Genomic DNA, 18,440 nt, shown 5'->3' with positions numbered 1-18,440 from the left:
GAACGGAACCGATCGCACCGAGCTCGTCGAAGTGCGCAGTTTTTCGAGGTGCCCAAAAGGCGTAAGCCCCATAACAATAACTCGAAAAATATCTTCGCAGTTCGATGCAAAAATCCGCTCAATGGTTTCCGGCGATCGCCGCCGCGTTCATCGCAAGCTGTTCCGGTATCGCCGCCGCATGCGACCAATGGACCGCCCGCCTGGTATCGGCTCAGGGCCAGGTCGACATACAGCCGTCCGGAAAGCTGTCATGGTCTCCGGTGGAGACCGAACAAATCTTCTGCCCCGGCGATAAGATCCGCACGCTGATCCGCAGCCGCGCATCGCTGCAACTGCCGAATCAAACCTATATCTCGCTCGATCAGGACACCACCGTGGTGTTTTCCAAGGTGAAGGCGGAAGAGCCGTCCTGGCTCGAGCTGCTTACCGGCGCCTTGTATGCCCGCAGCCGAACGCCCAAGCCCCTCGATATCCGCACGCCCTTCATCAACGCTGCCATCAAAGGCACCGAGTTCCTCATCAAGGCAGGACCGCAGGGCGGCCAGGTCACGGTCTTCGAAGGCGAGGTGGAAACCTCGAACGCCGAAGGACGCGTCGTGCTCAAGGACGGCCAGACCGCCGTCGCTGCGCGCGACGAGGCGCCGCGCCTGACCTTGCAGATACGCCCTGAAAATGCCGTCCAGTGGGCGCTCTATTTCCCGCCGCTGGCGGATTACGCCGCCTTGCAGGCTCAAGCCCGCGACCCGCAGATCGCCGAGGGCATCCGTCTTTACGACGACGGGAACATCGCCGGCGCCCTGGACGCGCTGGACCGCGTGCCGGAAGCCGGCCGCGACGCCGATTTCGCCGCTCTCTACGCCGGCATGCTGCTGAGCGTGGGACGGGTGGACGAAGCGGAACCGCTGCTGGTCATGTATATGGGCGAGAAAACGCCCGCGCCCATCGACGCCTTGCGCTCGGTCATCGCCCTGGCCCGCAACCGGAAGTCCGAAGCGCTTCGCCTCGCGAATGGGGCGGTCCAAACCGATCCCGCTTCGGCTTCGGGCTGGGTGGCGCAATCCTATGCGCGGCAGGCCGGTTTCGATCTCGAAGGCGCGCTCGAAAGCATCGACCGCGCGGCTCGCCTCGACAGCAACGATGCCCTGGTCCAGGCGCGCCGGGCCGAACTGCTGGCCGGTCTCGGCCGCTGGTCGGACGCGCGCAAGGCGGCCGAAAACGCGGTCCGGCTCAACCCGCGCAATCCCCGCGCCCACATCGTGCTCGGCTTCGTCGAACTCATGGACGGGGACACGTCCGAGGCTCTGGCGAGCTTCCGCAAGGGCTCCGAACTGGATTCGGCCGATCCCCTGGCCCGTTTCGGCTCGGGGCTGGCCCTGGTCCGGCGGGGCCAGTTGAAGGAGGGCACGGCGGCCATCGAGACCGCCGCCAGCCTCGACCCCGGCGACGCCCTGATCCGCAGCTATCTCGGCAAGGCTTATTACGAGCAGAAGCGCAACGCGGTCGCGGAAAAGCAGTTCGACCTCGCCAAGACCTTCGACCCGAAGGACCCCACGCCCTGGTTCTACGACGCCATCAAGAAGCAGACCGAGAACCGGCCAGTGGAAGCGTTCAAGGATCTGCAACACGCGATCGAGCTGAACGACAACCGCGCGGTCTACCGCTCCAAGCTGGCCCTGGACGACGATCTGGCCGCCCGCAGCGCGGCCCTCGGCCGCATTTACACCGATCTCGGCTTCGGCCAGCGCGCCGTGGTGGAAGGCTGGCGCTCGCTCGGCATCGAACCGGGCAATTATTCGGCGCACCGGCTGCTGGCCGATACCTACTCGTCGCTGCCGCGGCACGAAATCGCCCGCGCCAGCGAAGTGCTGCAATCGCAGTTGCTGCAACCCATCAACACCACCCCGGTGCAGCCGCATCTAGCCGAAGGCCGGCTGCTGATCCCGGACGGGGCGGGACCTTCGCGGCTCTCGTTCAACGAGTTCAATCCCATGTTCACCCGCGACCGCTTCAGCTTCCAGGCTTCCGGCATCACCGGGAGTAACGACACCCACGGGGAGGAACTGGTCCATTCAGGGCTTTGGGACAACTTCTCCTACAGCCTCGGCCAGTTCCATTACGAGACCAACGGTTTTCGCAAGAACAACGATTTGCGCCAGGACATCTACAACGTCTTCGCCCAGGGCATGATCAGTCCGGGCCTCAGCGTCCAGGCCGAATACCGCCACCGGCATCTGGAGCACGGCGATTTGTTTTTCAACGGCGACCTGGAGAATTTCGACGATACTTTTCATCGCGAGCTGACCACCGACAGCGTGCGGACCGGCCTCCGTTATTCGCCCACCGCGAATTCGGACCTGATTTTTTCGGCCACGTATCTGGATACTTTGTTGAACCAATTTCAACAGCATCCTTTTGCTCCTTCGATAGATATCTCGACGACTACAAGCCAGCGCGGCTTCATGGGGGAGGCCCAATACATCTACCGGCACGATCCGTTCGATTTGATCCTGGGCGGCGGCTCCCGCGATATTTCTTCCGATTTCTCGAACGATTTTGGCTTTTTCGCGCAGCGGATCGCCTACGACATCCGCCACAGCAACGCTTATCTCTATTCCCATATCCGCTTTCCGAGCAATATGACCTGGACGCTGGGCGTCAGCTACGATTCGTCCCGCAATCAATGGATCGGCGATTACGACCAGGTCAACCCGAAACTGGGGCTGATGTGGGAACTCACCCCGGACACGATCCTGCGCCTCGCCGCGTTCCGCGCCTTCGACCGCGGCATCGAGGACGACGCGACCATCGAACCGACCCAGATCGCCGGGTTCAATCAGTTCTTCGACGGTTTTGCGGCCACGGACGCGAGGCGCTACGGCGTGGGATTGGATCACAAGTTTTCGTCCCATCTCATGGCTGGCCTGGAAGCTTCGCTACGCGACGCCATCGTCCCTTTGCCGCTGGGCGTTTCTTTGGATGCGCCGAGCTTTGTCTCGAAACAAGAGGAAATGCTGTACCGCGCTTACGGCTACTGGACGATCAGCGATCAGTTCGCCGCCAGCCTGGAATATCAGTTCGATATTTACTCTGCAGACACCTTGACGCTTTATCAGAACCATATCGTCCCGCTCAGCCTGAGTTATTTCCATCCCTCGGGCCTATCGAGCACCGTCACGGTCACCTATGTCAATCAGCTCGCCTTCGAAGGCAACAATGAAGCCTTAAAAGGACACGACGACAACCAGTTCGCACTGCTCGATTTTTCCTTGAAATATCGTTTACCTTATCGCTACGGCACGGCAGGGTTCGTCGTCAAGAACCTGCTGGATCAGAAATTCGATTTCCTGGGGCAGAACGCCTTCGGTTTTCGAACCGGGCGCCTGGAGGAGACGCCCTTGTTTATTCCGGAAAGGACCATGTTTTTTCAACTCACGCTGGCATTCTGAGGACATCATGGCGATATCCCGGAATGCCTACCAAATTGGGAGGGACGTATGAGCAATCAGACTTCACAACAACCAAAAAGCAACGCGGCTTTTGGATTGATACGTCGATATAAGAAGCCACTAGCAGCGGCCGCTCTGGCAGGCAGCGGACTCCTTTATGCGTCGGCGCAATGCGGTAGCCCCACTTGCAAACCGAATTATTGGCAACTTCCTGGATTTGGAGTTTGCCTACCGTGCATATAATTTGACGGGCAGGGTGCGCCACGCGCACCCTGCCTCTCCCCGCAAACCGCCCGCTCCGGCTTTTCCCGCCCGCGCCCCAGCGCCGCCGATTTTCGTAGGCCGGAAATACTTCGTCCCTTCGATTCCCGAACTCACCGCACCGAAAAGGAAATATTTCACTGAATCCCGCTCTTCCGGCGCGTAAGTTGAACATGGCTCCCGCAAGGGACCCTAAAAACTCGGCTTATTCCGAAGGAGCAATATGTGCGATTCCGTTTCGCGTCGTCGGACCAGCGTTTCGAAAATGTCCGGCACGATCGGCTTGCGGCCGGCCCGGTCGATCAAGGCAAGCGAGTAGGCCCATGCTGTACACGGTTCAAAGAGATCTTGCCGGGTACTCCGCCAGGCTTTTATACATCGGCGTCTCGGTGATCCTCACGACCTTGGCCTTCATATTCGCCCTGGTGCTGTTCGTCTTTCTGCCGCAGAACGGTTTCGAAACGTCGGCCAGGGCCAAAGAACGCTCGGCCTCCGGAATAATCGTGAACGCCACCGGAATCGATAATCCGGCGAAAGCCACGCTCCCCGAAAAACCGGGGTCGAGAAACGATTGAATGCGCTCGGACCATGCGCGAGACCGACTCTCCGCATGGCCGATCTTTTTCGTTCGACGGATCGAAATAAGAACCAGCGTTCAGATACGCCGTGTTGCGCCTCGCGCGTCGACATTCGAGAATGGCGGAAAAAAAATCGATAGTTCTCGTTTCCTCCAACGGAATGCCATCGTGTCGAACGAAACGCTCCAGGGATTGAAAAATATCCCGTATTTTTTCGAAGTAGCCGATGCCGCCATTGCGGAGCTGGCTTCCTGCGCGGCTATAAAAAGCTATCCCAAGAATTCGGTCATCATTCGCGAGGGCGAAGAAGGCGGAGCGCTGTTCATCATCCTTTCCGGCAGAGTGCAAGCCTATCTGAGCAGCCCGAGCGGGCGCATGGTGATTCTTTCGACCCAGGGCGCGGGCTCTTTTTTCGGGGAACTGTCCTTGCTCGACGGCGAACCCCGTTCGGCCTCGATAGCGGCGCTGGAACCTACGGTATGCAGCCTGATTCCGCGACAGGCCTTGAAAGCCTGGCTGAGAAACCACCCGGACGCCGCATTCAGCATCATCCGAAGCCTGACTCAGCGGATTCGCTGCTTGACCGAGAATGTCCGGGGACTCGCGCTGTCGGATGTCTACGGGCGGTTGGCCAAAGCCTTGCTCGACAGGGCCGTCGAGAACGGGAAAGGATGGATCATCCCGGAAAAAACGACCCATCAGGAACTGGCCAATATCATCGGCTGTTCCCGAGAGATGGTCAGCCGGCTCATGAAGGATTTGGAGCGCGGCGGCTATCTCTCGATCGAGCGTAAATCCATACGCATCCACCGGAAACTGCCCGCATCCTGGTGATGGAACCGGGGTCGCGATCCGGACCCATGACGCTATCCGCCGCGCTCGCCGCGGGGCGACCGATCAAGGAGATCTACTGACGAAGAGCACGGTCTGGCCCGTCATCATGCCGTCCACGGTTTGCCTGGGCGCCCCTACCAGGGTGTCGGGACGACCGTCGCCGTCGACGTCCCCCGGCCCGGCCACGGTCACGCCGAAGCCGGCGCCGGCCTGGGGCACGGGATCGTCGAGAGTGTAGAGGAGGCTTCCGTCGGCTCCGCTGAAAACAAAAGCCTGGCCTTGGGAATCGTTACCGCCCACAGTCTGGTCGGCCGCCCCCACCAGGATATCGGGACGGCCGTCGCCGTCGACGTCCCCCGCCCCGGCCACGGCCCAGCCAAAGTCGGCGCTTCGCTGCGGCGTCGGGTCATCAAGGGTCAGAAGGAGGCTCCCATCGGCCCCGCTGAAGACAAAAGCCCGGCCCTGGTAAATGTGGTCCACGTCTTGGCCGGGCGCCCCCACCAGGATATCGGGGCGGCCGTCACCGTCGACGTCTCCCGCCCCGGCCACCGACTCGCCAAAGAGGGCGTTAGCCTGGGGGGTAGGGGCATTCAGGATATGGAGCAGGTTTCCATCGGCTCCGCTGAACACAAAGACCTGTCCCTGGAGAGTATTGCCGTTCGAATCTTGGTTGGGCGCCCCTACCAGGATGTCGGGGCGGCCGTCGCCGTCGACGTCCCCCGGCCCGGCCACGGTCACGCCGAAGCCGGCGCCGGCCTGGGGCACGGGATCGTCGAGAGTGTAGAGGAGGCTTCCGTCGGCTCCGCTGAAAACAAAAGCCTGGCCTTGGTGAGGAGAGCCGCCCACATCTTGCAAGTAAGCGCTCTTCAGGAGATCGGGGATGCCGTCGCCGTTCACGTCCCCCAGCGTGGCCTGACTCTGGTCCAAAAACGCGTTTGCCCGGAGTATGGGATCGTCGAGGATGCGGGGCGTATAGGGCAGGTCGGCGTGGGCCGAGGCCAGCCAAAATCCAGCCAGGAGGCCGGGGCCGTACATCAATGCCGTAAATCGGGCCTTGGCTTTGAAGTTCTCATCGCGAACCGTCTTCCGGCTCATCCTTTTTCCGTCGTCGCGTTCCATCTGACATTCTCCCTTCCATGTCGGCATGCGTGCATGCATGAGACCCGCGAATGTCGATCCCTTTCAATCCGGCCCATTGCCGGCATCCCCGTTTTCGCTCGAAGCGCTGGCCGCGCCTGCAAGCGATCCCGATGAACCGAGCGGATCGAACTCGGGTTCCTGCTCGGAGCGTTCATCCAAACGCCGCTTTAATCCTGCCAGTTTTCGTGCCATATCTCTAAGCATTTGTTTTTAAAAATGCTTTTGAAATGGTGCGGGATTCGTTTCTGCAAACTTCATGAAACATCCGGCTTTCCCGGATCTGCCGCGAACCCCGATTTTCGAATGGCGACGCCAGCCCGATCTTGCCCAAGACCGATGGGATCGGCTGTAGGTTACTGATCTGCCAAGCCTTGGAGAGGGTAGGAGCGGCACCGCCGTCCGGTTCACGGCATGTAAAATTTTCTGACACCGCCGCGGTGCCGCCATGATTCATCGCAAGCCGGCGCCGGCGGGATGCCGCGCTTCTTTAAAAATACCGGCCGTTGATCAGGAAATGCACGACGATGCTGCCGGCGTAGCCGAGGGCGATGACCGGCATCCATTTGAGATGGGCGCCGAAGGTATAGACGCCTTTCGCCTGTCCCAGCAGGCCCACGCCGGCCGCCGAGCCGATGGCGAGCAGGCTGCCGCCGACCCCGGCGGTCAAGGTCACCAACAGCCATTGTCCCGCCGAGATATCCGGATTCATGGTCAGCACGGCGTACATGATGGTGCCGTTGTCGATGAAAGCGGAGACGATACCGACCAAGACGTTGGCGATGGTGGGGTTCAGATCCGTGTAGAGAAATTCCGAGGCGTAGTCCAAATAGCCGATGAAGCTCAGTCCGCCGACACTGACCATGACCCCGTAAAAAAACAGCATGGTGTCCCACTCCAGCCGCGAGACGTTGTGAAATACGTCGAACGCCTGGCTTTCGTCGAGGTTATAGGGAATTTCCATCGCGTCGGTATCGCTGAACTCTTCCCGGCTGCCGCACGATGTCCCGGTTTTCTGGAGGTAATAGCTGAAGAATTTCAGATAGGTCAGTCCCGCCAGCATGCCGGCCGCGGGCGGCAGGTTGAGCAGGTTTTCGAAGCCGATGGCGGTGGCGATGGTCAACAAAAACATCACGATCACCGGAATTGCGCCTCTTTTCATCGCCTGCGCCTCGGCCGCCGCCGCGGGTTTTGCCTTCGGTATGAAGAAGTGCATGATCGCCGCGGGCAGCACGAAGTTCACGATGGACGGAATCAATAACGAATAGAAGTCGACGAACGGCACGACGCCTTTCTGCCAGACCAGCAGGGTCGTGATGTCGCCGAAGGGGCTGAACGAGCCGCCGGCATTGGTGGCGACCACCACATTGATGCAGGCCAGCGTGATGAAGCGGCGGTTGTCCTGTCCCATGGCCATGATCACCGCGCCCATCAGCAGCGCCGTGGTGAGATTGTTGCAGACGGACGAGAGCAGGAACGACAGAATCCCGGTGATCCAGAACAGTCGCCGGTAGCTGAACCCTTTGCTGAGCAGCCGGACGCGAAGATTCTCGAAGACCCCGCGGTCTTCCATGGCATTGAGGTAGGTCATCGAGACCAGGAGAAAGAGAAACAGTTCCGCGTACCCTTCCAGACTCGCCCGAAACGCTTGCTCGGCGACCTCGCCCAAATCCTGCCGGACGTACATGACCGCCACCAACACCCAAATCAGGCTGGCGGCGAATACCATCGGCTTGGATTTTCGGAGATCGGTGATTTCCTCGATCATGGCGAGGGCATAGGCCAGAAAGAAAATGACGACGGCCGAATAGCCGACGACATGGTGCGTAAGATCCAGCCGGTCTGCGGCAGTACCGCCGCCTTCTTGAGCCAGCGCCGCAGTGGATAGAAACAGCAGCAAGCCGCCGATCAGGGATTTCGGTAAATTCATTATCAACCTTGCTCGAATTGAACCCGTTTTTCGAAGTTTCCGGCGATCCGGGGCGGAAGCGTGCGCTCGGACTCGGTGCCCGCAAATGCTACCATTTCCTATTTAAACCGTAAGAATTATGTGACGTAGCGCTGCGTCTCGACAGGCTCGGCGCGATTTTCGCATCCGAAAAAGGTTTTCGAATGACCCCGAAATTTAAGATTTTATTGATTTTTTTAGCGGCCGTTCTGCCGCTCACCGCCTTGGCCGCCCCGATGGACGGTCAAGTTTTGGATCTGACCGGACACTTCGTCGGCTATCTGTCGATAGCCGCTTTCGTGCTGGCTTATCTCTTCGTCGTCCTCGAAGAAGTCACCGAGCTCAAGAAATCCAAGCCCATGATGCTGGCCGCGGCGATCATCTGGGCTGCGATTGCCGTCGTCTATGACTTGAAAGGCCAGCCGCAGCTCGCCGAGGACGCGGTGCGGACCCTGGTGCTGGATTACGGCGAGCTGTTTCTGTTCCTGATCGTGTCGATCACTTACGTCAATGCGCTCGAGGAGCGGCAGGTGTTCGAAGCGGTCAGGGCCTGGCTGGTCAGCAAGGGGCTCGGCTATCGCTCGCTGTTCTGGATCACCGGGATTCTGGCGTTCTTCATCTCGTCCATCTCCAACAACATGACCACGGCGATGCTGATGACCGCCGTCGTGATGGCTGTCGGCAAGGACAATCCGCGCTTCGTCGCACTATCCTGCGTCAACACCGTAGTGGCCGTGAACGCCGGCGGCGCGTTCTGTCCCTTCGGCGACATCACGACCCTGATGGTCTGGCAACAGCATAAAATCACGTTCTGGGGTTTCTTCGCCCTATTCGTTCCGGCGGTCGTCAACTTCGTGCTGCCCGCGGCGATCATGCATTTCGCGATACCGGACGAACGCCCGGCCGAAATCACGGATGCCATCAAAATGAAGCGCGGCGCGAGACGGATCGTCATCTTGTTCCTCCTGACCATCGCGACCGCCGTGGTGTTCTCGAACATCCTGCATTTGCCGGCCGCGGTGGGGATGATGGCCGGCCTGACTTATATTCAATTCTTCGGTTATTACCTGCACATAACCCATCGCGAAGAGCCCGAGATCCCGGCCAACCTGATGGATCGGCACGAGGAGGAAGAATTGCCCTCGGAGAAAGATGGGCCGTTCGATGTCTTCCAGAAACTGGCGCAGCTGGAATGGGATACGCTGCTGTTTTTCTACGGCGTGGTGCTGTGCGTGGGCGGGCTCGATTTTCTGGGCTACCTGGGCCACGCCTCGCAGTATCTCTATGGCGAACTGGGCGCGACGCCGGCGAACGTTCTGGTCGGCATCGCCTCGGCTTTCGTAGACAACATTCCGGTCATGTTCGCGATTCTGTCCATGAATCCGGATATCTCGGCGGGACAATGGCTGTTGGTGACCTTGACCGCCGGGGTCGGCGGCAGTCTGCTGTCGGTCGGCTCGGCGGCCGGCGTCGCGCTCATGGGCCAGACCCGGGGCGCCTACACGTTCATGAGCCATTTGAAGTGGATGCCGGTCATCGCCCTCGGCTACGCCGGCAGCATCGTCGCCCACTTCTGGCTCAACGCCGCGCTGTTCTGACCGTCGCCGCGCATCCCGGCAATCGGCGTTAGCAAGACTCCCTGCGGGTCAATAACAGATAGACGGCGATCGTCATCACGATCACCACAAAAGCCAATATTGCCAGGATGCCGGCTCCGCCGGCGAGCAGGACAAATGAGAATTTCCATGCGGCATGGGCGTTTCCCATGCTTTCGAAGGCGGCCAGCATGGCCGTGAACATCGCGAAAATGACTGTCCACCGGGCGGTATAACCCGGCAGGTAGCCGCGCTTGGATCGGTTGCGGCGATACGCCGCGGCGCGGTTGAAGAAAGACCCCGTGTTTACGTTTTCGAAGATCCGGAACGGCCACAGATACAGATAGAGGAGATGGGAGAGAGACCTGTCGTTCGGAACATTCGATGCGTTGATATTCATCCTGAGTCCTCCACAGTCGTTCAGACTGTTCGTCGCCCGATAGATTTCCGCGGAAGACCGAAAAAACCGAAACGGAAAACGTCGGGAGGGCAGGACGCAAGGGAACGACAGCGGGCCCGCGGAGCGAAAGTCGGCCATCGGCGCCGGCTCCGAGGACTCGCCCGCACGCACCGCAGACTCAGGAAGTCGCTTTGCCGCTGCGGTTCGGGCGCTCGGCAAGGTTGGAGCATTTTCGTCTCGCGTTGACGGCGTTCCGTGCTCGTGTCGTCGTAAGGGCGCCTGAAGCCGCTCCCTATGCCGTCCCTGCGTCCGTATTGAAAACGCGCTAGAAGGATGTTTCGAACGGCTTCCGGCCTTTTTTCATCATGACCCAATAACGGAACAGAATGGCGCAGATCGCTCCGGCCAGAATCGCCGTGACGTCCATGCCGATTCCCAGCCAGAAACCGTGCGTGTGGAAAGACTCGCCCAGAAGCGAGCGCAGCACCACCTGCATCCAAAGCAGGAAACCGCCGTAATACACGATGACCCCGCCGATGGCCCAAGCCAATGCGGGCAGACTCAACCGCTGAGCGGTCTGATAAAACCAAACCGCGATCGCCAAGATGACGACCATCGACAATGCCGCAGTCATAGATTCCTCCCGATCGATTTTTCCGGCACTCTATCAAACCGGATGGCGGGAGTGAAGAAACGGAAAATGCTGCGCGCTCTCGATCGCAGACGGCCGCTTGAGTCGCGACCCTTTCCGGGGCGAGGGCGCTTTGGCGGCGGGTCGTGCCGAAATCCTGCCCAACGATGCGCGCCCCGCGTATCATGCGGGCCGGAAGAGATTGTTCCCGGTTTTTGCAGAACCTTATCCACAGATTTTGTGAATAAAGGTTTCATCAGAACGCCTTGCCGGTCCGACTCGAAGAGCAGCGGAGCTGAAACCCTCCCCTTCAGGGGGACTGGTTCGAAGGGAACGAACCTGGACCGCCGGCAGGCGGGTCCCAAGGGACGGGCGCCAAGGAAGGAGTCCGCAAGGGCCGAATCTGGACGGCGATGCGGCGCATCGTTATCCTTCCGGCAATCTCCCTGTGCACGGGGAGGGGCGATCCGCGGTCTCCGTCCGCGGTCGGGCTCTCGTCCGGCGGATGAGGCCGAGCGCGGATTGAAACATCGAACGACGGCCATAAAGGATTTTCCCGGAATGCTCAAGTTGTCTGAAACATCGACGAGCGCGTTGCTGGCCGATCTGCCTGAGGATTTGCCCGAGGAAAGATTCGACGTTCTGCTGGAAACGCCGGCTTTCCGGCTGGAGCGCATTCTTTCCCGGGGACATGCCACGCCGGAAGGTCAATGGTACGATCAGGACCGGGACGAATGGGTGCTGCTGCTTCAAGGTCAGGCGCGCCTCGCGATCGAGGGGCAGGCCGGCGAGACGAGTTTGCGCCCCGGCGATGCCCTGTTGCTTCCGGCGCATTGCCGCCATCGCGTAAACTGGACGCCCGAAAATACGACCACCGTATGGCTGGCTTTGCACTACGGCGGAAGTGCCGCCTCGGAACCGTCGATCAAGCCACGATAACATCGGGAGAGAACGTCATGACCGATATCCGTATCGAAAAACAAGTCGGCGAGGATCGGCTCGAGTCTATGGGCGTCCGGCAATGGCCGGTGTGGAGCAAGGAGCCGTCCGAATTCCCGTGGACTTACGACGAGACCGAAACCTGCTATCTCCTGGAGGGCCGCGTGATCGTGACGCCCGAAGGCGGCGAGCCGGCGGAATTCGCCAAAGGCGATCTGGTGACCTTCCGGACCGGGCTGCAATGCACCTGGAAAATCCTCGAAACCGTGCGGAAGCACTACAACTTTTCGTGAAACGGGCTCGGGAACCGATTCTTATCGAAGCGGTCTGAGTTGCGAGCCGATCTTCGGCGGAGACATTTGAACGAGAACGAAACCATGAGCAAGAAAACCAAACGACCTTCGATTCCCTTGACCAACCCGGTCGCCAAGTACGCCGGGAAATTCAACCGTGCCGCCACGTTTCGCGACGGCCGCACCTACACCCGCAAGCTCAAGCACAAAGGCCAAGAGCCTTTTCCGATCCGCGCCGCCTGATCGGAAAAGGCTCTTGATCGGGACTGATCGACGCCGGCAGGGAAAACGAACGCATTCGGCACGCAATTGAACTTCGGCGGGAGATGGCCTTGAGTATCCTTGGCGCCCAGAGACCTGCAAATGAAGGTTTGGTCGAAATCCCGTGTCACGCTGCGTTCGGCCGCAGGATTGCCGCCCGTGTCCTGGCCGAGAGCCGCGGACGACATCCCGCCGGACATATAGTGAATTTCGCCTGCCCTTCTTGATCGGCGCCCCGGTTTTGCGCAGTCTTTGAGCCTGAATCCGGCCGTTGGAAACAACCTGAAAAGCCCTAAGCTCTCATCCCCCGCTCTTCTCCCAAGACCCTCACCCGACCTTCTCCCAAAGGGAGAGGGCGTTTTCAAGGTCGGGCGAAGGGCGTTTGGCCCCTTGCCCTCCGGGCGAGGGGGTGGAGTGAGGGCCGGCGTGGCATGGCGGTCATTTCGGAAATTCAACTGCAGTTTTTAGATTGAAGCGTTCTTCTCCTCCCTGTTTGCCGGCAGTAGCGGATGTCATGGATTCCATCAGTGCGTTCGAGATCATCAAAGTGGGTATCGGTCCTTCCAGCTCTCATACCATGGGGCCGTGGCGGGCGGCGGTCTTGTTTTTGAACGAGTTGGGCGATCCGGCGCGGGTCGAATCCCTGACCGTCCGATTGTATGGTTCTCTCGCCAAGACCGGGCGCGGGCACGGCACCGACGTGGCCGTGCTGATGGGGCTTTCGGGCGAGGATTACACCCGGATCGACACCGCCGCCATTCCGGATCGGGTCGCGGCGATCAAGGCCGGCGGCGTGCTGCCCCTGGGCGGAAAGCGGAACCTGCCCTTCGTCTATGAGCGGGACCTGGTGTTCGAGGACGCCATCACGCTGCCGCGTCACGCCAACGGGATGCGTTTCCGGGCCGTCCTCCAGGGCGGCGATATCGTCGAACGCACCTATTATTCCCTGGGCGGCGGATTCGTGGCCGCCGACGACGACACGGCCGCCGCCTCGGCGCCGCGCATCGTAACGCCTTATCCCTGCCACTCGGGGCGGGATTTGCTGCGGAACTGCCGGGCGCTGGGCTTGTCCGTGTCCGATCTGACCTATTTGAACGAACAGGCCTGGAGGCGCCGGGACGACATCGACGCCGAGGCGTTGCGGCTGTGGCGGGAAATCCGGCACTGCATCTTCCGCGGCGTGCACCGCGAGGGCTATCTGCCCGGCGGCTTGCGGGTCCGGCGCAGAGCCGCGGAAATTCATCGCAAATTGCTGAACGGCGCGACCTATACGACGATCGAGCAATGGTCCGATCTTCTCCGGCATCAATCCCGCGATTTCGCCAACGTCGACCGCTGGGTGGTGTGTTTCGCCCTGGCCGTCAGCGAGGAGAACGCCTGCTTCGGGCGGATCGTCACCGCGCCCACCAACGGCGCGGCCGGCGTGATTCCCGCGGTGCTGATGTATGCCTGGTGCTTCGTCGACGGCTTCGACGAGGACAAGATCATCCGCTTCCTCCTGACCGCCGGCGAGATCGGCACCTTGTTCAAAAAGAACGCCACCATCTCCGCCGCCATGGGCGGCTGTCAGGCCGAAATCGGCGTGTCGTCCGCGATGGCGGCGGCGGGGCTGGCGGAAGTTTCGGGCGGCACGCCGGAGCAGGTGTTGCAGGCGGCGGAAATCGCCATGGAGCACCATCTCGGGCTGACCTGCGATCCGGTCGGCGGGCTGGTGCAGATTCCGTGCATCGAGCGCAACACCATGGGCGCGGTCAAGGCCATCACCGCCGCCGCCATCGCCCTGGACAGCGATCCGGCGGACGCCAGGGTCAGCCTCGATGCGGTGATCCGGACCATGTGGGAAACCGCCAAGGACATGAACAGCCGCTACAAGGAAACCGCCGAGGGCGGCCTGGCGGTACACATTCCGGTGAACGTGCCGGAGTGCTGAGCGAAGAGGGAAGCTTCCGGCGCGCGCCAGGCCTTCGACCGGAAACGGAGCGGCATGTCATCGCACTCTCGCGCGTGCCGTATTCCCGACAATCCGCCGGTCGCCGCCGGCCTCGGCGCACAGATTGCGTTAATGCCAAAACCAACCACGAGGAGATGAAACCGTGCCTGGATTACTACCCGGCGTCGATCCCGATGGCCTGCTTGAATACTCGGTGGTCTACACCGACCGCGCGACCAACCACATGTCGAAAGTGTTTCAGGAAAGCATGCGCGACATCTCGCGCATCCTGAAAACCGTGTACGGCGGCCGCACAGCCGTCATCGTGCCCGGCTCCGGCACATTCGGTATGGAGGCCGTGGCGCGCCAGTTCGCCACGGGCAAGAAATGTCTGGTCATCCGCAATGGCTGGTTCAGCTATCGCTGGACCCAAATCTTCGAGATGGGCGGCATTCCGTCGGAATCCGTCGTCTTGGCGGCGCGCCCGGTCGAGTCCGGACCGCAGCCGGCCTACGCGCCGGCGCCGGTCGAAGAGGTCGTTGCCGCCATCGGCCGCGACAAGCCGGACCTGGTGTTCGCCCCGCACGTCGAAACCTCGGCCGGCATGATTCTGCCCGACGCCTACCTGCGCGCCGTGGCGGACGCGGTACACGCGGTTGGCGGCCTGTTCGTGCTCGATTGCATTGCATCCGGCACGGTTTGGGTCGATATGCGTCGGACCGGGGTGGATATCCTGATCAGCGCGCCGCAAAAAAGCTGGAGCGCCCCGCCCTGCTGCGGGCTGGTCGTGCTGAGCCCGGCCGCGCGCGAGCGCATCGAAAGCACCGCCAGCACCAGCTTTGCCGCCGACCTGAAGAAATGGCTGCAAATCATGGAAACCTACGAACAGGGCGGCCACGCGTATCACGCCACCCTGCCGACCGATGCCCTGCGCGCGTTGCGCGAGGTGATGCGCGAAACCGAAACTTACGGATTCGCCAGGGCGCGCGATGAACAGCTCGAGCTCGGCCGCCGCGTCCGTTCGGCATTGGCCGAGCGCGGTTTCAAATCGGTCGCAGCCGAAGGCTTCGGCGCGCCCGGCGTGGTGGTGTGCTATACCGACGACGACGCCGTCAAGAGCGGCAAGAAATTCGCCGACCTCGGCTTGCAGATCGCGGCCGGCGTCCCGCTGCAATGCGGCGAAGGCGCCGACTTCAAAACTTTCCGCCTGGGTTTGTTCGGCCTCGACAAGCTGCGCAACCTCGATCGGACGGTCGCGACCCTGACGCAGGTGCTGGATCGGATCGAAACATTCTGAGCGATGGCCGGATCGCCGCGCCCCGGCGATGCTCGCGGACGCTACAACAGATCGGAAAACACTCTAAACCTGGAAACGGCGGTCGCCCACCCGGATACGCCCGAAAAGTCCGACGAAGCCGGGCCGTCCCACGCGCCCGCCTATCTCGCCTTCGGGTGCGTCCAACCGCCGTTTCCGGATTAAGAGCCTATCCCAGTAGGCTCAAGAAACCCTTCGACAAGCTCAGGGCGAACGGCCTACTGGGATAGGCTCTAAATTGAAGGCGGACGCTCGGAGTTTCACGAGAGAGCGCCCGACAGCTTGCCGCAGAGCCACCCGTCCGCTTCGTCTTTCCCCGCTTACCCTTTTGCCCTCGTTCGGGCTATGCGCCTTGGATTCCCTGCGCCTATCGGATGTATCGCGCGCCATCAATTTTTGCGCCGCGTTCTTTGGCGCTCCGTCTTTCAATCGAATCGCATTCACAAAATTATTTTTCTTTCTGTGAACTACCGCACATTGGGCAAGTGACATATTACCTTGTTCGATCCTGGGAATTGTATCAATCTAGATACACTTTTCTGTTTTTCAGCTGATGCCCGCCTCGACCGATTGGATGGCCTCAATGCTCTGCCGCATTCGGTGCGTTTGAAAGATTAAAGAGACCGGCGTTCGGCTCCGGAATCGAAAAGGGCCTGCGCGATCCGTTTCATCCTCGGCCGTTAGGGTGAGTCCTGGACAGCGAACGGACAGGGAAGCGTCATTCAGAGAACGGTCACAGCCCGTATTAAAACAACATTCTTAAAGAGGATTATGCAATGACCCGAATTAAAAGAATTCGCCGATGTGTGGATGCGGCGGGAGGTGATCCCGCGTTCCGGGCCGGCTGCTCCGGTATCGCCGCCGCGCTTGCCGCGATGGTTCCCATCGCACTGTGGAGCGCGGCTCCCGCTCGAGCGGATGCCGCGGAACGCCGGGTGGAAAATCCGCCGCTGCTCGAACTCCGCAAGGAATCGCCGGCCCGGGCGACACTCATGGCGCGCCCGCAAACCGGACCCAAGGCCGGCCTCGAGCGGCAGTTCGACCTCGACATCGTCTATACCGACGGCCAGCTCTACAACCCGGCCACCGGGCAGTACGACAAGGTGCGGCTGCGCAGCTATGCCGGGACCGACATCGACCCGAAGCGGCCCTACGTCGCTCCCACCATCGAGGTGACGCCGGGCGATACGGTACGCATCACTCTCAACAACAAGCTGCCGGCCGATCCGTCCTGTACCGATCAAAAAGGCGATATCAACACTCCCCATTGCTTCAACGGAACCAACCTGCACTCGCACGGCTTGTGGGTCAGTCCGACCGGCAACAGCGACAATGTGCTGCTGTCGATCGATCCCGGCGTGAGCTTTCAGTACGAATACAACATTCCGCCCGACCATCCGGCCGGCACTTTCTGGTACCACACGCACCGGCACGGCTCGACTGCGCTCCAGGTCTCGAGCGGCATGGCCGGCGCTCTCATCGTGCGCGGTGACCGGCTGCCCGGCGAGAAGACCAACGGCGACATCGACACCCTGCTGAAAAACCGCGACGGCGGCGCCTTGCGGGAACGGATTCTGGTTTTGCAGCAGATCCAGTATTACTGCCCCAAACCTGGCGGAGACATCTGGAATTGCAGCGAAGGGGAGACGGGCGTTATCGAGTCTTACGACAATTTCGGCCCCGGCACCTGGAGCCAATCCGGCCGCTACACCAGCATCAACGGCAGCATTTTGCCGACCTTCCATACCAGGGCGGGCGAAATCGAGCGCTGGCGGATGATCCACGCGGGCGTGCGCGACACCATCAGCCTGGAATTTCGGCGGCTGAGGGCCGGCGCGCCCCGCATCGACACACTTAGAGCCGCCGATGCCGATCGCTACATCGGGGATAATTGCGTGGGCGATCCCATTCCCTACCATGTCATCGCCGACGACGGCCTGACCCGGGCGGCGGCGTGGCAGACCTCCCTGACGACCTTGCAGCCCGGCTACCGCAGCGATGCGCTGGTGGTGTTTCCGTTGGAGGGCAACTATTGCGTGATCGATGCGTCGGCCTCGCCCGCGGCCAGCGTCAGCCAATCGGCGGAGAGCCGGCAATTGCTGGGTGTGGTCGTGGCCGCTCGCGGAGCTGCGGTCGGCAACATTCACGACTATCTGAGCAAAGAGCTCGTGGCCGCCGCCGAGCGGACCATGCCGGTTCCGGTCCGGGCCGACATCGTGGCCGACCTGAAGAACGGACTGAAACTCACCCGCTTCACGCCGCATCCGGACATCGCCGACAGCGAGGTCACCGGCAAGCAGGAGTTGGCGTTTTTCATCGACACCTCGACGGAAAACACCAAATTCGAGGTCAGTAACGATCTGGGCTCGAGCCCCGATTTCAAGCCTTACGATCCCGCGCGCATCGACCGGACCCTGACCCTGGGCGGCGTGGATGAATGGACTTTGCAGTCGCGCTTCGTCAGCCACCCGTTCCACATCCATGTGAACCCTTTCCAAATCGTCAAGATTCTCGATCCGAACGGGAAGGATGTCAGCGTGCCCGGCGCGGTCGACGACGCCGGTGGAACGGCGGACCCGCAATATCCGGGCTTGAAAGGCGTGTGGAAGGACACGCTCTGGGTGAAAAGCCTGATTCCGTCCAGCACGGCGCCGAAAGGCATCTACACCCTCGTGGTGCGCACCCGCTACCAGCGCTACATCGGTGAATACGTGCTGCATTGCCACATCCTCGACCACGAGGATCAAGGCATGATGCAGAACGTCAGCATCGGACTTCCGAACGGCCAGGGCGGAACCTCCGTCGTCGGCCATCACTAAGCGACAGACGGCGCCGGGCCCCCACGATAATCAAGAATTCCGGTCCGGCGCAT

The 18,440-nt window shown here is 61.1% G+C and carries 15 protein-coding genes; 10 read left to right on the top strand and 5 right to left on the bottom strand.

What is annotated here, in order from left to right; all coding sequences use genetic code 11:
• The first annotated feature begins 104 nt into the window (after window positions 1–104).
• The 3 genes from ACWJKU_RS17890 to ACWJKU_RS17880 all read left to right on the top strand — a co-directional run bounded on the left by ACWJKU_RS17890 (window position 105) and on the right by ACWJKU_RS17880 (window position 5,119).
• The gene (locus ACWJKU_RS17890; protein WP_454144511.1) at window positions 105–3,446 is read left to right on the top strand and encodes a tetratricopeptide repeat protein; all 3,342 of its coding nucleotides are present in this window, start codon (window positions 105–107) and stop codon (window positions 3,444–3,446) included.
• A 584-nt stretch (window positions 3,447–4,030) separates the two neighbouring features.
• Complete coding sequence (locus ACWJKU_RS17885) at window positions 4,031–4,282, top strand: hypothetical protein (RefSeq protein WP_454144509.1); 252 nt, start codon at window positions 4,031–4,033, stop codon at window positions 4,280–4,282.
• 171 nt (window positions 4,283–4,453) lie between these two features.
• A complete protein-coding gene (locus ACWJKU_RS17880; RefSeq protein ID WP_454144507.1) occupies window positions 4,454–5,119 on the top strand; it encodes a Crp/Fnr family transcriptional regulator in 666 nt (221 codons plus the stop codon).
• A 63-nt stretch (window positions 5,120–5,182) separates the two neighbouring features.
• Here ACWJKU_RS17880 and ACWJKU_RS17875 read toward each other — a convergent pair whose 3' ends face one another.
• From ACWJKU_RS17875 to nhaD (ACWJKU_RS17865), 3 genes are all read right to left on the bottom strand, one after another.
• The gene (locus ACWJKU_RS17875) at window positions 5,183–6,214 is read right to left on the bottom strand and encodes a VCBS repeat-containing protein (protein WP_454144505.1); all 1,032 of its coding nucleotides are present in this window, start codon (window positions 6,212–6,214) and stop codon (window positions 5,183–5,185) included.
• Between the two features lie 241 nt (window positions 6,215–6,455).
• A complete protein-coding gene (locus tag ACWJKU_RS17870; RefSeq protein ID WP_454144503.1) occupies window positions 6,456–6,713 on the bottom strand; it encodes a hypothetical protein in 258 nt (85 codons plus the stop codon).
• 33 nt (window positions 6,714–6,746) lie between these two features.
• Window positions 6,747–8,186 carry a sodium:proton antiporter NhaD gene (nhaD, locus tag ACWJKU_RS17865; RefSeq protein WP_454144501.1) on the bottom strand — a complete coding sequence of 480 codons (1,440 nt, stop codon included), beginning with the start codon at window positions 8,184–8,186 and terminating at the stop codon, window positions 6,747–6,749.
• A gap of 182 nt (window positions 8,187–8,368) precedes the next feature.
• On the opposite strand from nhaD (ACWJKU_RS17865), the gene nhaD (ACWJKU_RS17860) reads away from it, so the two are divergent.
• Window positions 8,369–9,802 (top strand): sodium:proton antiporter NhaD, encoded by a 1,434-nt coding sequence (gene nhaD, locus ACWJKU_RS17860; RefSeq protein ID WP_454144499.1) that lies wholly within the window; start codon window positions 8,369–8,371, stop codon window positions 9,800–9,802.
• 28 nt (window positions 9,803–9,830) lie between these two features.
• Here nhaD (ACWJKU_RS17860) and ACWJKU_RS17855 read toward each other — a convergent pair whose 3' ends face one another.
• Both ACWJKU_RS17855 and ACWJKU_RS17850 read right to left on the bottom strand, forming a co-directional pair.
• Window positions 9,831–10,199, bottom strand: coding sequence for a hypothetical protein (locus ACWJKU_RS17855; RefSeq protein WP_454144497.1), 369 nt, complete (start codon window positions 10,197–10,199; stop codon window positions 9,831–9,833).
• A 325-nt stretch (window positions 10,200–10,524) separates the two neighbouring features.
• Entirely contained in the window at window positions 10,525–10,833 is a 309-nt protein-coding gene (locus ACWJKU_RS17850; RefSeq protein WP_454144495.1) for a hypothetical protein, read from the bottom strand.
• A 558-nt stretch (window positions 10,834–11,391) separates the two neighbouring features.
• Between ACWJKU_RS17850 and ACWJKU_RS17845 the strand changes: the two genes are divergently transcribed.
• From ACWJKU_RS17845 to ACWJKU_RS17820, 6 genes are all read left to right on the top strand, one after another.
• Window positions 11,392–11,769 carry a cupin domain-containing protein gene (locus ACWJKU_RS17845; protein WP_454144493.1) on the top strand — a complete coding sequence of 126 codons (378 nt, stop codon included), beginning with the start codon at window positions 11,392–11,394 and terminating at the stop codon, window positions 11,767–11,769.
• Window positions 11,770–11,786: 17 nt separating this feature from the next.
• On the top strand, window positions 11,787–12,062 hold the full coding sequence (locus ACWJKU_RS17840; protein ID WP_454144491.1) for a cupin domain-containing protein: 276 nt from the start codon (window positions 11,787–11,789) through the stop codon (window positions 12,060–12,062).
• Between the two features lie 84 nt (window positions 12,063–12,146).
• The gene (locus ACWJKU_RS17835; protein WP_454144489.1) at window positions 12,147–12,305 is read left to right on the top strand and encodes a DUF7230 family protein; all 159 of its coding nucleotides are present in this window, start codon (window positions 12,147–12,149) and stop codon (window positions 12,303–12,305) included.
• Window positions 12,306–12,837: 532 nt separating this feature from the next.
• Window positions 12,838–14,253, top strand: coding sequence for an L-serine ammonia-lyase (locus tag ACWJKU_RS17830; protein ID WP_454144487.1), 1,416 nt, complete (start codon window positions 12,838–12,840; stop codon window positions 14,251–14,253).
• Between the two features lie 163 nt (window positions 14,254–14,416).
• Window positions 14,417–15,550: an aminotransferase class V-fold PLP-dependent enzyme gene (locus ACWJKU_RS17825; RefSeq protein WP_454144485.1), complete on the top strand. Its 1,134-nt coding sequence runs from the start codon at window positions 14,417–14,419 to the stop codon at window positions 15,548–15,550.
• Between the two features lie 794 nt (window positions 15,551–16,344).
• Window positions 16,345–18,387: a multicopper oxidase family protein gene (locus ACWJKU_RS17820; protein WP_454144483.1), complete on the top strand. Its 2,043-nt coding sequence runs from the start codon at window positions 16,345–16,347 to the stop codon at window positions 18,385–18,387.
• Window positions 18,388–18,440 lie beyond the last annotated feature (53 nt).

The organism is Methylocaldum sp. MU1018, assembly GCF_053646775.1.
Note: the sequence above shows the minus strand (reverse complement) of the source record. Positions and strands in the feature narration are given on the sequence as shown.